This is a genomic window from Pseudomonas sp. dw_612, assembly GCF_018449725.1.
Taxonomy (GTDB): Bacteria; Pseudomonadota; Gammaproteobacteria; order Pseudomonadales; family Pseudomonadaceae; genus Aquipseudomonas.
In genome coordinates, this window is sequence record NZ_JAAVVC010000002.1 from 330,390 (window position 1) to 346,327 (window position 15,938).

Annotated in this window: 16 protein-coding genes; 6 read left to right on the forward strand and 10 right to left on the reverse strand. The window is 61.1% G+C overall.

The window, feature by feature from the left end:
• The first annotated feature begins 3 nt into the window (after positions 1–3).
• The 3 genes from nhaA (at position 4) to HB680_RS04685 (ending at position 2,724) form a co-directional block, all read left to right on the forward strand.
• Entirely contained in the window at positions 4–1,191 is a 1,188-nt protein-coding gene (gene nhaA, locus HB680_RS04675) for a Na+/H+ antiporter NhaA (protein WP_213937444.1), read from the forward strand.
• Between the two features lie 121 nt (positions 1,192–1,312).
• Entirely contained in the window at positions 1,313–2,497 is a 1,185-nt protein-coding gene (locus HB680_RS04680; RefSeq protein ID WP_213937445.1) for a colicin E3/pyocin S6 family cytotoxin, read from the forward strand.
• The gene (locus HB680_RS04685) at positions 2,494–2,724 is read left to right on the forward strand and encodes a hypothetical protein (RefSeq protein WP_213937446.1); all 231 of its coding nucleotides are present in this window, start codon (positions 2,494–2,496) and stop codon (positions 2,722–2,724) included. The genes HB680_RS04680 and HB680_RS04685 overlap by 4 nt, the downstream gene beginning before the upstream one ends.
• A 100-nt stretch (positions 2,725–2,824) precedes the next feature.
• Here HB680_RS04685 and HB680_RS04690 read toward each other — a convergent pair whose 3' ends face one another.
• Complete coding sequence (locus tag HB680_RS04690; protein WP_213937447.1) at positions 2,825–3,289, reverse strand: glycine zipper 2TM domain-containing protein; 465 nt, start codon at positions 3,287–3,289, stop codon at positions 2,825–2,827.
• Positions 3,290–3,456: 167 nt separating this feature from the next.
• On the opposite strand from HB680_RS04690, the gene HB680_RS04695 reads away from it, so the two are divergent.
• Positions 3,457–3,693, forward strand: a complete 237-nt coding sequence (locus HB680_RS04695) for a hypothetical protein (RefSeq protein ID WP_213937448.1) — start codon at positions 3,457–3,459, stop codon at positions 3,691–3,693.
• 5 nt (positions 3,694–3,698) lie between these two features.
• Here the strand turns inward: HB680_RS04695 and pdxH are convergent, their stop codons facing one another.
• From pdxH to dinG, 5 genes are all read right to left on the reverse strand, one after another.
• Entirely contained in the window at positions 3,699–4,346 is a 648-nt protein-coding gene (gene pdxH / locus HB680_RS04700; protein ID WP_213937449.1) for a pyridoxamine 5'-phosphate oxidase, read from the reverse strand.
• A gap of 40 nt (positions 4,347–4,386) precedes the next feature.
• On the reverse strand, positions 4,387–5,517 hold the full coding sequence (locus HB680_RS04705) for an OmpA family protein (protein WP_213937450.1): 1,131 nt from the start codon (positions 5,515–5,517) through the stop codon (positions 4,387–4,389).
• 113 nt (positions 5,518–5,630) lie between these two features.
• Positions 5,631–6,776 (reverse strand): serine hydrolase domain-containing protein, encoded by a 1,146-nt coding sequence (locus HB680_RS04710; RefSeq protein ID WP_213937451.1) that lies wholly within the window; start codon positions 6,774–6,776, stop codon positions 5,631–5,633.
• Between the two features lie 246 nt (positions 6,777–7,022).
• Positions 7,023–9,518, reverse strand: coding sequence for a beta-galactosidase (locus HB680_RS04715; RefSeq protein WP_213937452.1), 2,496 nt, complete (start codon positions 9,516–9,518; stop codon positions 7,023–7,025).
• Between the two features lie 95 nt (positions 9,519–9,613).
• Positions 9,614–11,758, reverse strand: a complete 2,145-nt coding sequence (gene dinG, locus HB680_RS04720; protein ID WP_213937453.1) for an ATP-dependent DNA helicase DinG — start codon at positions 11,756–11,758, stop codon at positions 9,614–9,616.
• A 99-nt stretch (positions 11,759–11,857) separates the two neighbouring features.
• Here dinG and HB680_RS04725 point away from each other — a divergent pair, with 99 nt between their 5' ends.
• Positions 11,858–12,322 (forward strand): CopD family protein, encoded by a 465-nt coding sequence (locus tag HB680_RS04725; RefSeq protein WP_054615950.1) that lies wholly within the window; start codon positions 11,858–11,860, stop codon positions 12,320–12,322.
• Positions 12,323–12,556: 234 nt separating this feature from the next.
• Here HB680_RS04725 and HB680_RS04730 read toward each other — a convergent pair whose 3' ends face one another.
• From HB680_RS04730 to HB680_RS04745, 4 genes are all read right to left on the reverse strand, one after another.
• Positions 12,557–13,315 carry a collagen-like protein gene (locus HB680_RS04730; protein ID WP_213937454.1) on the reverse strand — a complete coding sequence of 253 codons (759 nt, stop codon included), beginning with the start codon at positions 13,313–13,315 and terminating at the stop codon, positions 12,557–12,559.
• The gene (locus tag HB680_RS04735; RefSeq protein ID WP_213937455.1) at positions 13,308–13,586 is read right to left on the reverse strand and encodes a DUF1145 domain-containing protein; all 279 of its coding nucleotides are present in this window, start codon (positions 13,584–13,586) and stop codon (positions 13,308–13,310) included. Before HB680_RS04735 ends, HB680_RS04730 begins: the two co-directional genes overlap by 8 nt.
• A 150-nt stretch (positions 13,587–13,736) precedes the next feature.
• A complete protein-coding gene (locus HB680_RS04740; protein WP_213937456.1) occupies positions 13,737–14,459 on the reverse strand; it encodes an OmpA family protein in 723 nt (240 codons plus the stop codon).
• 92 nt (positions 14,460–14,551) lie between these two features.
• Positions 14,552–15,247 (reverse strand): OmpA family protein, encoded by a 696-nt coding sequence (locus HB680_RS04745; RefSeq protein ID WP_213937457.1) that lies wholly within the window; start codon positions 15,245–15,247, stop codon positions 14,552–14,554.
• Positions 15,248–15,437: 190 nt separating this feature from the next.
• On the opposite strand from HB680_RS04745, the gene HB680_RS04750 reads away from it, so the two are divergent.
• Entirely contained in the window at positions 15,438–15,935 is a 498-nt protein-coding gene (locus tag HB680_RS04750) for a DUF6231 family protein (protein ID WP_213937458.1), read from the forward strand.
• Positions 15,936–15,938 lie beyond the last annotated feature (3 nt).

Genomic DNA, 15,938 nt, shown 5'->3' on the forward strand with positions numbered 1-15,938 from the left:
ACCTTGCCTCTGCGTAGCACGTTCACGCGTTTCTTTCAGTTGGAAGCTGCCAGCGGTCTGTTACTGATCGCCGCGGCAGCCCTGGCTTTAATCATCAACAACTCTTCGCTGTCGTGGCTGTATAACGGCTTGCTGGACACCCCCGTGGTGGCTCAGATCGGCGCGCTGAAAATCGCCAAGCCCTTGCTGCTGTGGATCAACGACGGCCTGATGGCCATGTTTTTCCTGCTGATCGGGCTGGAAGTGAAGCGCGAAGTCCTTGACGGCCAGTTGTCCAAGCCTTCGCAAATCGTCCTGCCCGGCGCGGCGGCGATTGGCGGCATGGTCGTGCCGGCGCTGGTCTACTGGTTCCTGAACCGTGATGACCCGACGGCGCTGGGTGGCTGGGCCATACCGATGGCCACCGACATTGCCTTCGCCCTAGGCGTACTGGCGCTGCTGGGCAAGCGCGTACCGGTGTCGCTGAAACTGTTCCTGATGACCTTGGCGATCATTGATGACCTGGGTGCCATCATCGTTATCGCGATTTTCTATTCCGGCACGTTGTCGACGCTGTCCCTGGCGCTGGCCGGAGCCTGCATCGTCGCATTGATTGCGATGAACCGGCTCGGTGTGGTCAAGCTCGGGCCGTACATGATCATCGGCCTGATCCTGTGGGTGTGTGTGCTCAAGAGCGGTGTCCACGCGACACTGGCCGGCGTGACCCTGGCTTTCTGCATCCCGTTGCGCACCAAGAATGCCGAACCGTCGCCGCTGTTGACCCTGGAGCACGCCCTGCATCCGTGGGTGGCCTACGGCATTCTGCCGCTGTTTGCCTTCGCCAACGCCGGTCTGTCCCTGAGCGGCGTGACCGTGGAAAGCTTTACCCACCACGTGCCGATGGGCATTGCCGTCGGCCTGTTGCTGGGCAAAACCGTGGGCGTGTTCGGCCTGACCTGGCTGGCGGTGAAAATCGGCATCGCTGCCCTGCCCCAAGGCGCCAATTGGGGCCAGGTGTTGGGCGTTGCGATCCTCTGCGGGATTGGTTTCACCATGAGCCTGTTTGTCGGTTCCCTGGCCTTCGTGCCGGGCGCCAGTGAATACGCCGGGATGGACCGGATGGGGATTCTGACTGGTTCGATACTGGCGGCGTTGATCGGTTATGCGGTGACGGCGGCGGCGAGTCGCAAGGGTGTCGCGCTGCAATCCTGAGTAACAGAGAACACTCCTAGGAACATCGGAGACTCGTCCTACAGCCACGATTAGCCACGTTCGTTAACGTCGTGCAGCCCCCCTTTCGGGGCTGTCGACGGACGAATTTCAAGGACGATCAGTGGCTGGTAACAAGGACATTCCCCGGGTAAAAAACCCGCCGTCAGGTGACGGGCATCGCGTCACCCACCGCTACATGACCGCCGCCGAACTGGCCGAGCGTGATGCCCGGCAGCAAGCCTACGACGACATGCTCGCCCGGCAAGAGGCCTTCGAACGCAGTCTTGTGGTCACCTCCTCCAAAGCCGAATCCGTTCGCGCGGGCTGCGTTTTCGCCAAGTCCTGCAAGCTGCCGGACGCCATCATCGATTACTCAAACCCTTCGGGCATGGTGCCCACCGACAGCCTCAAGGAATACGGCGAAGTCGCCTGGCTCGGGGCTCGCGAAGCAGATGATGCCGGGCTGCTGAATCTGCAAACGATCAGCGCCAATACCCTCCCGATTGGCATCGGACAAATCGCCCTGCGTGCCCCGGCCATTCCTGCCGCGCCAGCCATTGGCGCGGCAGGCGCCACCGTTTTGGCCGGTCTGGTCGCGTTGTTCTGGACGCCAAGCCTCGGCGATAGCGCGCTCTACACCGAAGACCAATTGCGCGCCCTGAAACAGGCTCGCACCCGTGCTCGGTTAAGGGTCGAGCAACAGGCGGATGGCAGTCTCAAGGGGTATGCCTTCTACACCGGCAAGAACCGCGATTGGGAAATGGTCGATGTCGCGCAGTTCGAGTTGCGTGGCAGTCAGCAGGTGGCGGATCTCGGCGACGGCGTTGAGTTGATCTGGACGCCGGCAGTGGATGGGTCCGACATCCTCGGCATTCCTAAACTGGAAGCCGCCCCGCAAGCGCCGCATATCTGGGTTTATCCACCGACTAAAGCGGCGGACAGCATTATCGTGAATCCGGTTTACCCGCCTGAGTACAAGGATTTCATTCTTGTGTTTCCGGTGGGGTCGGGGGTTAAGCCGGTTTACATTGTTCTGAGTGTTCCGAGAGACCTGAAGTACTACCCGGCACCGACAGCATTACCAGCTTTTCCAGATATAAAACCTGCGCCGATGAAAACTTCCGTGCAGGGCGGCGGAAAAAAACGCAGACGCTGGAAGGATCCGTCAGGGAGAATTTACGAATGGGACTCACAACATGGCAAGGTTGAGTTGTACACGAAACAAGGAAAACATCTGGGAGAGTACAACCCGGAAACCGGAAAGCAGACAAAACCTGCCGACCCCGCAAGGAGAGTAGAAAAATGAAACATGTAATAGAGGTTTTCGACCGCCGGACTGAAGATCTGCTGCTTACCGTCGATGTTCCGGGCAGTCGCCGCGAAGCTTTGAGAACGCTGATGAGTTGGCAGCAGCCGGAAGACGAATTCGACGGTCACGACTTGTCTCCAGAACAAATAAAGGTACTGGAAGACTGGACCGGAAAATCCCTCTTAGGTGCAAATCACATCGTACAACTGGTGTGCACAGAGTGACCTTGCGCAACTACGCAACCCAATAATTCTCCTACTCACACAAACAATAAAACCCCGACCAGTCGCCTGATAGGGGTTTCGTTTTATTTACCGCCTGCGCTTAGTGCGAAACGCGACTGGTCCCGCCAACAGTAGAAATCCGCACCCGCTCGCCAACGCGGAACACTTCATTCTCCTGAACCTGCTGCACATAGGCGCGCATGCTGCCGTCGTCTTCACGCACGGTAATCTCTACGCCCTGAGTACGCGTCAGGCCTTCTTCAGTGGCCGAACCGATCAAACCACCCGCAACGGCACCGATGACCGCTGCAACGATGCTGCCGCGACCGCCACCGATGGCGCTGCCGCCAACACCGCCCACTGCGGCACCGGCGATACCGCCGATTGGGGTCTTGGTGCCTTCGATTTTCACCGGACGCAGGGATTCGATGGTGCCCATGCGAATCGTCTGCACGCGACGCGCTTCGTCACGGGAGTAGGAGTCACCGGTCAGGCTGGATTGGCAGCCGGTGAGCAACATCGCCATCGTGGAAAAGGAAGCAACCAGCAAAACAGACTTACGCATAGCATCAACTCCAAAGGACAGGTATTCATTAAACCCCGCAGCTTGACGCCTGTCACGGCGTCGCCCGGATAAAATTGGTTTCATTCAGGCCCGGTACAGGCGCCTCTGAACTCACAACACAGTAGCGTCAAATCACCAAAAACGCGCCGTTGACCCAAGGGTTTTTCATGGATTACTTCATCATTATCGTCACGACTGTGGCCGGTTTGTACTTCCACGGGTGGCTATACGTTCGGATCAAACGCTGGATGGACCGCGATTTGGCATTAGCCCTGGCCGGGAAGGACGAGCACAAAAAAGCCTTTATGCTCCAGCAACTGGCGAACGCTCAGGCGCAGAAAATCAAGCGAAGGGACCTGCCGCAGTGGCTTGAGGCTGCGGCGGCAGGCTATCCCGATCGGTAGACTGCTTAGGGTGCCAGACGTTCAAGAATCCAGTCGGCGCCTTGTAAGCGGTAGTTGAGGCGATCGTGCAGGCGGCTCGGACGGCCTTGCCAGAACTCGATGCGCTCGGGGAGCAAACGGTAACCGCCCCAATGTTCCGGGCAGTGTGGCTGGGTGTCGGTGAAGCGCTGCTCGGTGATCTTGAGCAACTCTTCCAGTTCACCACGATCGGCAATCACCCGGCTCTGGGGCGAAGCCCAGGCACCGAGGCGGCTGCCCAGGGGCCGGACCTGGAAGTAAGCGTCGGACTCTTCAGGCGAAACCTTGACCACGCGCCCTTCGATGCGCACCTGGCGCTCCAGGGTCGGCCAGAAGAACGTCATGGCGGCGAACGGATTCACCGCCAAATGCTGGCCCTTGGCACTGTCGTAGTTGGTGAAGAAGGTAAAGCCCTGAGCATCCAGGCCCTTGAGCAGCAGAATGCGGCAATGGGGCCGACCGTCCAGATCGACGGTGGCCAGGGTCATTGCATTGGCCTCGACCGGCACCTGTTCGGTTTTCACCGCATCGGCGAACCACTGATGGAACAGCGCGAACGGCTCGGCCGGGGCTTGCGCCTCGGTCAGGCCGTCACGGGTGTAGTCGCGACGCATATCAGCCAGGGCCTGGGTCATGGCACATTCCTTCTGGTTATCGATCAGTTCTTCTTAACGATCAGTTCTTCGCAGCATCCGCGGCGACGGCTTTCTTAGGATCGACCGCAGCTTTGGCCGGCGCAGGCTTTTTCGCCGGGGTCGCGGCTTTGGCGGGCGCTTTCTTGGCCGGAGCCTTGGCAGCGGCTTTCTTGGCTGGGGCCTTTTTCGCGGCAGGCACTGCGGCTTTCTTGGCGGCCGGTGTCGGTGCCACAGGCACTACCACTGGCTTGGCGGTCTGGGCAGCGACCATGGTCACCGGTGCCGGGGCAGGCATGTTGTACTTGCTCAACAACGCCACCATGGTGTTTTGCGGGGTCACCAGCAATTCCACGCGACGGTTCAAGGCACGGCCTTCATTGCTGTCGTTGGCGGCACGCGGCGCTTCGCCGCCCATGCCACGCAGCATCAAGCGATCACGCTGCAAGCCGCTGAGACGGAAAATCGCTGCCACAGCCTGCGCGCGCTCTTGGCTCAACTTCACGTTGGCCGGGGCCGCGCCCGAGGTGTCGCTGTGGCCGAGCACCAGCACAGCGGTCTTCGGATCGACTTCGAGGATTTTCGCGACGCGACTGAACGGGCCCAGGGTGACCGGCAGCAGCATGGCCGGGCGGTCCGGGTTGAACGAGCCGTCCACCGGCGCCGTCACCACCAGCACGTTTTCACGGCGCTCGAGTTGCAGGTTGCTGTCCTTGATCGCTTCACGCAGGCGCGGCTCGTAATCGTCGAGCCAGGCCTGGGTCACTTTCGGATCCGGCATCGGCACGGCTTTGGCGGTGCTCTGTTCCTTGCCACCGAACGGCCACCACCACTTGCCACCTGCATCGGCGTCAGCCTTGGCGACGTCGGCCGGCTTGGCTTCGGGTTTAGCTTCAGGCTTCACGTCTGCCTTGGCCACAGGCTTGTCGGTGCTGTCATCGGAACCGAAGGGCCAGTACCAACGGCTGCTACTTTCAGCCTTGACCACCGGCGCGGTGATCGCCGCTTTCAATGGATCAGGCTTCGGGGCCGGGGCCGGATCTTTGGCGGCGACTTTGTCGGAAGAACCGAACTGCCACCAGTGGCTGCCGCCCTCGGCGTCATTGTGCGGAGTTTGCGCACAACCGGTGATGGCGAAGCACAGTGCCAAAGCGAGGGTTTTATTGGAAGACATTGGATATCCACAAAATGAAGTAATAAACACAGGCCCGCATCGGGACCGCATAAACAGACGCTTTGAATCGAAAAAGGTTACGAGGTTCCGGCGCAGGAACTTTCAGCAAAGCTTTACAGACAAGTGGCAAGCACCCGTACAAGCTGCTGCGCGCGTGGATCCATCAAGACATACGGTCCCAACGTATTTGTCACAAAGCCAAAGGCCACATCGTGCTCTGGGTCAGCAAAACCGATGGAGCCGCCTGCGCCCGGATGACCGAACGCCCGTGGACCGAGGCCGTAGGTGGCATTCGGAACGTCCGGTTGATCGAGCATGCACCCCAGGCCGAAACGGGTCCGGGTCAGCAACGTCTTGTCCTCACCGAGGCTGTGTTCGCGGGTCAGCTCGTCGAGCATTTCGCTTTCCAGCAGGCTGCCGTCCAGCAGACCGGCGTAGAACCCGGCCAGGCTGCGGGCATTGCCGTGGCCATTGGCGGCGGGTTGTTGCATGCGCCGCCATTCCGGTTTGTTGGTGCTGGTCATGATCGACGGCGGGTTGGTGAACGCCCGGGTGGTCATGGCCGTTGGCTCGCGCATGGTCACTTGCAGCAGGCGCTGAGCCGCGGCGTCGCCGACGTTGCCCTTGCCCCGGGCGATGTGCGCCACACGGTGAAATTCTTCGTCCGCCAGGCCGACATGGAAATCCAGGCCCAATGGCTTGGCCACTCGCGCGACGATGGACTCCCCCGGCCCACGACCGTCAGCACGACGCAGTAATTCGCCCACCAGCCAGCCGTAAGTGATCGCGGCATAGCCGTGGCCTTCGCCCCGCGTCCACCACGGCGTTTCGGCGGCGAGCGCGTTGACCATGATTTGCCAGTCATACAGCGCTTCGGGGGCCAGCAACTCACGCAGGGCCGGCAGACCGGCCTGATGGCAGAGCAATTGGCGCAGGGTCACGGATTCTTTGCCGGCAGCAGCGAATTCAGGCCAGTAGCGAGCCACCGGGGCATCGAGTTGCAGCTTGCCTTCGGCCACCAGTTGCAGCGCGGTGACGGCGGTAAAGGTCTTGGTGCAGGAGAACAGGTTGGCGATGGTGTCGCTGTGCCAGGCTTCGGTCCCGTCCTTGTCGGCGGTACCGGCCCAAAGGTCGAGGACGGTTTCACCGCCGACCTGGATGCACAACGCCGCGCCGCGTTCCTGGGGATCGTCGAACAGCGCGGCGAAGGCTTCGCGCACCGCGTCGAACTTAAGCTCGTAATGACCCTGAATCTGCAAACGCAACTCCCCCGGATAAACGCTCTACAAAGTGGTCCGCATTGTTCCAGCCCTGGAGGGTTTTGGGAACAGGGGCGGGCTGGGCGGTGTAGCCGCCCATAGATTTGTTCTGAAAATAGTGTGTGAGTGAGCACCGCAATCTTTGTGGGAGCGAGCTTGCTCGCGATGACGGATTTACATTCAGCACATGTGTTGAATGAACTACCGCTATCGCGAGCAAGCTCGCTCCCACGGGGGGCTCAAATATTAATGCCCATTCCCGGAATGCCCACCCGCATGCCCGGCGCCCTGCCCCGGGCCTTTGCCGGCGTCGGCTTTCCTGCCGCCCTCGGCTGCATGGCTGGCTTTATCCGCCTCGGCCTTGGCCTTCTCGGCCTCTTTGCCGAGTTGATCGACGGTTGCCAGGTTGCTTTTGCGCACGCTGTCGACGAAGCCCTGGTACGGCAGGTCGGTAATGCCCACCAGACCGAAGTGGCCGTTTTCGCCATCCAGCAGGCGGCCGGTCACCGGTTGATCGAGGTACTGGAACCAGTGCACGCCGACAATCGAGGGTTCGCTCAACGCCTGCTTGAGGAAGTTGGCGTAGGCCGGGCCGCGATCTTCTTCTTTCGCCAGTTGCGTCACGCCGCCCCAGAACGGGCCGCGATCCGCCGAGCCGAAGTTGAACTCGGTGATCAGCACCGGTTTGTCCAGGCTGCGCAGTTTGGCGAAGTCATAACCATCCTGGGGTTGCAGGGTGTACATGTTGAAGCTCAACACATCGCAGTACTGCGCGCAGGACTCGACCGCTTCCGGGGTGCTGATGGCGAAACGGCCACCGAGCAATAACTGGTTCGGCGCGTGCCACTTGAGCGAATCGGAAATGGTTTTGAAGTAGGTGTCCGCAAAGACCTTCTGGAAGTATTTGTAGTCGGCTTCGATTTCCGGGTGATCGGCGCTTGGCAGCGGCGCCACGAAGCCCGGATCCTCCATCAATTCCCACGCCGGCAGGTCAATGCCCCAGGCCTTCGACAGGCCCGCCTGGTTGCGGTACTTGTCGCGCAGTTGCTTGAGGAACGCGCGTTTGGCCGGCACGTCAGTGGTCATTTTCAAAGTGCCGTAGGCCAGGGCGTAGCGGGCCTTCGGGTCATTGCCGGGACCGGCCCAGGCCAGTTCGTTGTCGGCGAAGTAGCCGATCAGCCACGGATCGTCGCGGTGATCCCGGGCGGCAATGGCCACCGCACGCTCGGTGGCCATGGCGAAACGCGGATCGAACGGGTCGGGCATGCCGCCCCACCAGTCGGTGCCGGTGCTGATGCTGGCGTAATCGCCGACGATCGACAGCGGCAAGGTGTACGGCACGCGATCCGCGTTGCCCAGCGCCGGCTCGCTCCAGTTGCCGACGGTGTTGAAACCCCAGGCCTGCAGGCGATCGAGGGTGTGGTGAGTCCAGCGTTGCTCATCCACCACCGCTTTACACGGCTCGACCGTTTTGGCGACGGTGGCTTCGGCGGCGTTGGTTTTGGCGGCTTCGGCGACACCGGATTCGGCCGTCGAAGGCACGACAGGTTGCTCAGCGGCTTTTTCCGCCGTCTGCGCCACCGCATCCGCCTTGGCCGCTTCGGCAACACCGGCCTTGGTTTCGCTGGTCACCGCACAAGGCTGACCGTAAAGGCGTTGCAGGTTGGCCGCATAAAAATCGTACCAGCGCCCGGTGTTGTAAGCCCGGCCCTGATCGGCGCCGTTGCCGCCCCGGTTATCGCCTTCGCCATAGTGACTAGCCAGCGGTTCGTCGGGTTTGGGCAGGGATTCGAACATCCACTCCCGACCAGCGATGTAGGTTTGATCGACATCCGGGGCGACGGTGTTCACGCCCAGGGAATAGAACGGATGCCCTTCCGGGGTCACCAGATACCAACGACCGTCACGCTTCTCGGTGCGAAAAAAACCGCTGGCCTTGAATGCCGGGCCTTTGTTCCAGCCACCGAATTTGTCCAGGGACGACTTCTCGCGCTCGGCCAGCCAGGTTTTCAGTTGTTGCTGTTCTTTCGCGGCGGCGGCTTTCAGTTGTTCGTCGTTGCTGACTTTTTCCGGCCATTTGGCCCGGGTCGATTGGCCGTAAGCGTCCACCAGGGCGCCATACACGGCTTTGCTCACGTCCTCGCCGTCCTGCACGCCGAAGCGCTCCAGCAGGATGCTCTGGGCCACGTTCGGCTGGTCCATCGACAAACTCACCGACACCACCTGGCTGCGATCCAGTTCACCACTGCTGCTGGCGAGTAATACGCGCTGACCGTCGACCGTCATGGGCATCGGCGGCCCGGCTTTCATGCCCTGGCTCAACGGCGAACTGGCCACCAATGGCACCAGCAGGGTTTGCGCCGGGCCGGCCGGCAGATCGACGCGGCTGACCAGGGTCTTGCCGTCGTTGCTCTGGATGGTCACGTAGAGGGTCAAGGCCCAGTTCATCGCGCTCTGGACCCGCAGACTCATGACACCCGACTGCGACCAGTCCCAGGCGCCGGTCTGCGGAGTCAGGCGCAATGTTGGCTTGGCCACGGGGTTGAAGGTCACCCGGCGCAGCACTTCGCCTTCAGCCGTTTGCTCGGCGTTGGATTGCGGCAGGCTGGCGTCCTGGGTCGCCACCTGGACCACATCGGCGGGGCGAACAAAGTTGAACAGCGTCTGCTGGCCGGCGGGCGCGGCGAGCAAAGGCGTTGCGAACAACAGGGCAAATACAGCGGGCAACGAACGACGAATCATGAGAACGAAATTCTCCCTAACGACCAACAATGGCCAGTGGAAAAGCGATGGCAGAGAGATAGACAACGCGGTGGGCAAAACTGCCCACGCGTATATCAGGAAATTTCACGTCGGAAGGGAGGCAACGCATTCAGGATCGCTTTGCCATAGCGCTGGGTGACCAGGCGCCGATCGAGCAAGGTGATGGTGCCGCGATCTTCTTCGGTACGCAGCAGGCGACCGCAGGCCTGGACCAGTTTCAGCGAAGCGTCCGGCACGGAGATCTCCATGAACGGATTGCCGCCCCGCGCTTCGATCCACTCGGCCAACGCGGCTTCCACCGGGTCGTCGGGCACCGAGAACGGAATCTTGGCGATCACCACGTGTTCGCAATACGCGCCGGGCAAATCCACGCCTTCGGCAAAACTCGCCAGGCCGAACAGCACGCTGGAATCCCCGCCGTCGACCCGCGCCTTGTGCTTGTTCAGGGTTTCCTGTTTCGACAGGTTGCCTTGAATGAACACTTGCTTGCGCCAGTCGCGGTCCAGGCCGTCGAACACGTCCTGCATCTGTTTGCGCGAGGAGAACAGCACCAACGTGCCGCGAGAGCCTTCCACCAGCGACGGCAGATCACGAATGATCGCAGCGGTGTGGGCCGGCGCATCACGCGGATCGGCCTTCAGATCCGGCACTCGCAGCACGCCAGCGTCAGCGTGATGGAACGGGCTCGGGACCACGGCAGTCACGGCTTTTTTCGGCAGGCCGGCGCGCATGCGAAAACGGTCGAAGGTGCCGAGGGCGGTCAGCGTCGCCGAGGTCACCAGTGCGCCGTAGGCCACGTTCCACAGGTTGCGACGCAGCATTTCCGCCGCGAGGATCGGACTGGCATTGACCTCGATATCGAACAGCGAACCACTTTCGGCCAGGGTCAGCCAACGGGCCATCGGCGGGTTGTCTTCCGGGTCTTCAGCGGTGAACGCCACCCACAACTCCCAATTGCCCGAAGAACGGGACAACAGGCTGCCAAACAGCGGATACCACTCTTCGGCCTGGTTGCTGGCGATGCCAATGTTGACCTCGCCGTCCATGCCTTCCTTGAGCAGTTCGGTGAGGCGGGTGAACAAATCGGTCAGGCGGGCGAAGCCTTTCTTCAGCTCGGCGCCCATCTCACGCATGTGCTCGGGAATCCCCCCGCCGACGAAACGGTGACGCGGCCGCTCACGGCCTTCGACGTCTTCGCCGGGTTTGAAATCGGCGACCTGCTCGCACGCGGTGAACATGAACTGCTGCTGGGTCTTGATCTCCCGCGCCAGTTCCGGCACCTGCTCGATCAACTTGCCCAGATCGCCCGGCAATGGGTGTTGGGCGAGCAATTTGGTGAGGTTCTTGGCGGTGGTTTCCAGCCAGTCGGCGGTGGAACGCAGGCGCGTGTAGTGGGCGAAGTGACCGATCGCCTTGTCCGGCAAGTGGTGGCCTTCGTCGAACACGTAGATGGTGTCGCGCGGGTCCGGCAGCACGGCACCGCCGCCCAAGGCCAGGTCGGCCAGGACCATGTCGTGGTTGGTGACAATCACGTCCACCTTGCCCATGCCTTCGCGGGCCTTGTAGAAGGCGCACTGGCCGAAGTTCGGGCAATGGCGGTTGGTACATTGGCTGTGATCGGTGGTCAGGCGCGCCCAGTCGGCGTCTTCGAGGGCGGTGGACCAACTGTCGCGGTCGCCGTCCCATTTATTGCCGGCGAGCTTCTCGATCATGCTGGTGAACAGCTTTTGGCTGGCTTCATCCACTTCGATCTTGAAACCTTCTTCTTCGAACAACTGCGCGGTGGCGGTTTGTGCGTGGCCTTCCTGGAGCAACATGTCGAGCTTGGACAGGCACATGTAGCGCCCGCGCCCCTTGGCCAGGGCGAAGCTGAAGTTCAGCCCGCTGTTGCGCATCAGGTCGGGCAAATCCTTGTAGACGATCTGCTCTTGCAGGGCCACGGTGGCCGTGGCGATCACCAGGCGCTTGCCGGCAGCCTTGGCGGTCGGGATCGCCGCGAGGCTGTAAGCCACGGTTTTGCCGGTACCCGTGCCGGCTTCCACCGCGACAATCGCGGGGTCGCCACTGCGCCGGCCTTCGTCGTCGGTGTCGATGTCACCGAGGACTTTGGCAATTTCGGCGATCATCAGGCGTTGGCCGTAGCGCGGCTTGAGGCTCTTGGCTTCAAGAAAACGCGAGTAGGCGCCCTGGATCGTGGTTTTGAGTTCAGTGCTGATCATGGATTGTCGGGCGCAAAAAACGCTGGATAAATTTTCAGTGGTTTCGGATGGCGGCTATCATACCGCGCTAATTAATCCCGCGCAGAACGGAGTACCTCAATGACCGCTTTTAGCCTCGTGTATACCCTGCATGTCCTGTCCGCCCTGGTGTGGGTCGGCGGCATGTTTTTCGCCTGGATGGTCCTGCGCCCGGCGGCGATGAAGGCCCTGGAAGGCCCCGGCCGGTTGAAGCTGTGGGTAGAAGTGTTTCAAGGTTTTTTTCGCTGGGTCTGGGTCGCGGTGGTGGTTTTGCCGATCAGCGGCGTGGGCATGATTCATCTGCAATACGCCGGTTTTGAGGCGGCACCGCGTTATGTGCAGGTGATGATGGGCTTGTACGTGGTGATGACCGCGCTGTTTATCCGGATTCAGGCGTTGTTGCTGCCGGAACTGCGCACGGCGGTGGACGCGCAGGATTGGCCGGCGGGTGCGGCTGCGCTGGGGAAGATTCGCAAGTTGGTGGGGATTAATCTGATTGTCGGGTTGGTGTTGGTGGCGATTGCGGCGGCTCGGCCGATGTTTTGATGGTTTTGGGGGATTTTGAGTTTTGTGCTGGACTCAGGATCCCCCCCTCACCCTAACCCTCTCCCCAAGAGGTAGAGGGGACTGACCGAGTTGTTTGTTTGAGTTACATCGACCTGGAAGTCCGAGCCGAACTCAAGTTTTGAACGGCATGAAGATCGGCTCCCTTTCCCCCTCTCCCCTCTGAGGAGAGGGCTGGGGTGAGGGGGGGTCTAACTGACCCACCCCAAAACCCAATTACAACCGCTGAACCGTCACCGATCCCGCCGCACCCGCAGGCCCTGGCTGACCATCAACGCCCGGACGGCCACTTTTGCCGCCATCAGCCTTGTACACCAGGCAACCCTTGGCCTTGCCTCCCGCACCCGGTTTACCGCCAGGCCCGGCCAGACCACCGGCACCGCCGGCGACTTGAACCTTGATCTGTTCGGCCGGGTAATCGCGCGGCACTTCCAGGCGCACCAGTGCACCGGCCGCCCCTGGCTGGCCGTCGCTGCCATTGCTGCCGTCGAAACCACGGCCAGCCTGGCCCCAGGTGCAACCCGGCTCTTCGCCGTTGGCGCCATCAAGACCGACAAACCCCGGCGCACCCGCACCGCCGCGCGCATCGACCGTCAATGTCGGTGCGTTCAGGGTTTTGATCAGCAAATTCAGATTGCGCCCCGAGCGCGCAGCCTTGAGGTAAGTCCCTGGCGCACCGCGAGCGGTAATCAGGCTGCCTTCGGACAACTCGGCGCGACTGACTTTCAGTTCCAGCGCTTGTTCGCCGGGCACGATGGCGATCCGTGCGTCACGCCCCAGGTGCAATTCGCCGACGATGACTTCAGTCACGTTCGAAGGGATCAGCAAAGTGCCATAGTCGGCGACTTCAAGTTTTTCCAGCTGCAAGGTACTGGCGGTGTTGGGCAAGCGCATCAGGGAATTGGTTTCGACACTCACCACTTGGGCGCAGGCCAATGGGCTGATGAATGCAGCGAGCAGACAGAGTTTACGCATGGGAGGCCCCTTGTGCGGCCGGGGCCGGAATGGTTTGCAGATGGAAAACGCCAAAGAACAGAATCTTCAGGCGATCACGCCACGGATGGGCGCGACCTTTGAGGCTGCGGTTACACAGCAGCACTTCCAGAAGATGGATAACCGCCAGAAGAGCGCCGGCCATGCTGACCAGCAGGTGCAGCGGATTGATAAACGGGATCAACAGATTGACCAGCACCACCAACCAGAACAGCAGGGTCAACAGCTTCCCCAGCCCCCAAAACACCTTCATACGCTCCCCCGTTGAGAATTATTCTTTGAGCGCACAGTAACGGCTTCCACAAGGGATGCGCCAGAGGGCAAGAGAAAATTCTTCAACACGGCCGCCGGATGGCCGACTTTCGTCGTCCGGCGGCTCTAGATCAAGGTTCTGCGTCAGGCATCAACGGTTGATGTGCAACTCCACACGTCGGTTTTTCGCCCGCCCCTCTTCCGTTTCGTTGTCAGCCACCGGCTCGCTTTCACCCTTGCCTTCGCTGGTGAGCTTGTTCGGTGCCAGGCCCTGGCTCAACAGATAGGCGGCCACGCTGCTGGCACGACGTTCCGACAAGGCTTGGTTATAAGCGTCCGAACCTTTGCTGTCGGTATGGCCCACCACTTTGATGCTGACCACGTCAGCGTTCTGCAGCTTGCCCATCAATGCATCCAGTTGGCTGCGGGCGGCGGGGGTCAGGTCGGATTTGTCGAAAGCGAACAGCACGTTGCCGGCATCGCTCAGGGTAACGACTTCAGAGACCGGTGCAGGCTCGACAGGTTTCACGCTGGCCGGGTATTGCGGCAACGGGCAACCACGATGATCGACCGGGGTATTTTCCGGCGTATCCGGGCAACGATCGCGCCGGTCGAAGACACCGTCGCTGTCTTCGTCGCCATCCTGGGCGTAACAGATCAATCCGCCGGTCAGGATACCGAGCGCCGCACCACCGGCCGCCCAACCGCCACTTTCGATAGCACCCAGGCCACCGCCGACCAGTCCGCCAATGACGCTGCAGATCGGCCAGGTACGTTGATTCAGGGGGGCAGTGCCATCGCTGTGAGTAGCGCAACCGGTCAACAGGCTGCCAAGCAGCAGAACCGGTAAGACGGTCCTTGTGAGAACGCTCATTTGTGAATGCTCCTGTGTTACCGGCCCATACCGGTTACACAGGAGTAAAGACCCGCATCCGCGACTGCACAAGCCGCGGAGCGGAAGGGGCTTTAACGCTCGATTTTGATTTCGGTGCGACGGTTCAACGCGCGGCCATCCGCTGTTTTGTTATCGGCCACTGGCTGACTTTCGCCGGCACCGGTTACCGAGACGAAGCTGCTGCGCGGTACGCCATCGTGGATCAGGTATTCCACCACCGAATGCGCACGTTTATCCGACAGTTTCTGGTTGTAGGCATCGCTGCCCACGCTGTCGGTGTGGCCGGTCACGGTCAGGCGCGCGGTGGACGCTTCCTGTTTCAGGCGAGTAGCGACTTTGTCGAGCACCTCTTTATCGGATGGAGTCAGTGTGGCTTTGTCGAACTGGAAGTGAACATCGCGGATGACGATGGTTTCTTCCTTGACCACCACGGCCTCTTCCACCACTGGCGCAGGGACTGGTGGAGGGCAACCGTCGGCATCGACCTGTACGCCTTTAGGCGTATGCGGGCACTTGTCGCGGCTGTCCGGCACGCCATCGCCGTCTTCGTCGCCATCACCGTGTACCCAGCAATAAGCGGCTGCCGTGCCGCCGACCAGCAGCGCACCATACCCCGCCCACGCCGAACTTTCGGTCGCGCCGAGACCGGCACCGACGACGCCACCGACCGCCGCACAGGTCGGCCAGTCGGTTTTCTGCAAACCTGCGCAACCAGTCAACACACTGGTTAGCAGAACCAAGGGTAATGCTGTCCGAACTATGCTCATCTAGTTTTCTCCTGAGGGATCGGCTTAAAACCGATTCAGGGAGTAAAGACCGGAGTTTTAATCTCCGCCAGCAATAGGCCATTGCGGTTTCGCCCCATGTTCACGGCAGATCGGCACTTTTGGCACACAACGGCTCTAGGCCCGAACGTTAGGGCAGGCTAGTCTTGGCAGCTCTGATTGAGGATCTTCGATGATTGCAGGTATTTCTTCACGTACGCCCCAGCAGGCGTTGGCCGCTTTGCTTGACCGCTACGCCCCGGCACGCCTGTTGCTGATCGGCGCCAGCCAGTTTCCGGCGCTGGAAGCTTTCAAGCTCGCGCACCCGGACACTTGCGTTGCCCATGCCGGGCCTGGCCCATTGCCGGCGGAACTGGCGGCGCGGCGCTTTGACCTGGCGCTGGTGGTCGATTGCCTGGAGCACCTGCCCAAGCGCGATGGCCTGAACCTGCTGGGCGGAATCCGCAACCTCAACGCCAGTCGCATCGCGGTATTGGCCGATTTGCCGGCCGCCGGCTGGCAGGAAACCGACTTTTTCTCGCTGGCCCTGCAAGCCAGCGAACGATTCCAACGCGACGATCAGGTGCTGACGCTGTTCACCTATGATCTGCTGGACTATAAACAGGTGCCCGACTGGCTCAACTCACGGTTCTGGGCCAATCCGGAAAACTTCGGGAAATATTGGTGGTAACGC

Coding starts and splice junctions, on each gene's coding strand:
- HB680_RS04685 (WP_213937446.1), top strand. CDS start 2,494: ATGAAACATGTAATAGAGGTTTTCGACCGCCGGACTGAAGATCTGCTG.
- HB680_RS04690 (WP_213937447.1), bottom strand. CDS start 3,289: ATGCGTAAGTCTGTTTTGCTGGTTGCTTCCTTTTCCACGATGGCGATG.
- HB680_RS04695 (WP_213937448.1), top strand. CDS start 3,457: ATGGATTACTTCATCATTATCGTCACGACTGTGGCCGGTTTGTACTTC.
- pdxH (WP_213937449.1), bottom strand. CDS start 4,346: ATGACCCAGGCCCTGGCTGATATGCGTCGCGACTACACCCGTGACGGC.
- HB680_RS04705 (WP_213937450.1), bottom strand. CDS start 5,517: ATGTCTTCCAATAAAACCCTCGCTTTGGCACTGTGCTTCGCCATCACC.
- HB680_RS04715 (WP_213937452.1), bottom strand. CDS start 9,518: ATGATTCGTCGTTCGTTGCCCGCTGTATTTGCCCTGTTGTTCGCAACG.
- dinG (WP_213937453.1), bottom strand. CDS start 11,758: ATGATCAGCACTGAACTCAAAACCACGATCCAGGGCGCCTACTCGCGT.
- HB680_RS04725 (WP_054615950.1), top strand. CDS start 11,858: ATGACCGCTTTTAGCCTCGTGTATACCCTGCATGTCCTGTCCGCCCTG.
- HB680_RS04730 (WP_213937454.1), bottom strand. CDS start 13,315: ATGCGTAAACTCTGTCTGCTCGCTGCATTCATCAGCCCATTGGCCTGC.
- HB680_RS04735 (WP_213937455.1), bottom strand. CDS start 13,586: ATGAAGGTGTTTTGGGGGCTGGGGAAGCTGTTGACCCTGCTGTTCTGG.
- HB680_RS04740 (WP_213937456.1), bottom strand. CDS start 14,459: ATGAGCGTTCTCACAAGGACCGTCTTACCGGTTCTGCTGCTTGGCAGC.
- HB680_RS04745 (WP_213937457.1), bottom strand. CDS start 15,247: ATGAGCATAGTTCGGACAGCATTACCCTTGGTTCTGCTAACCAGTGTG.
- HB680_RS04750 (WP_213937458.1), top strand. CDS start 15,438: ATGATTGCAGGTATTTCTTCACGTACGCCCCAGCAGGCGTTGGCCGCT.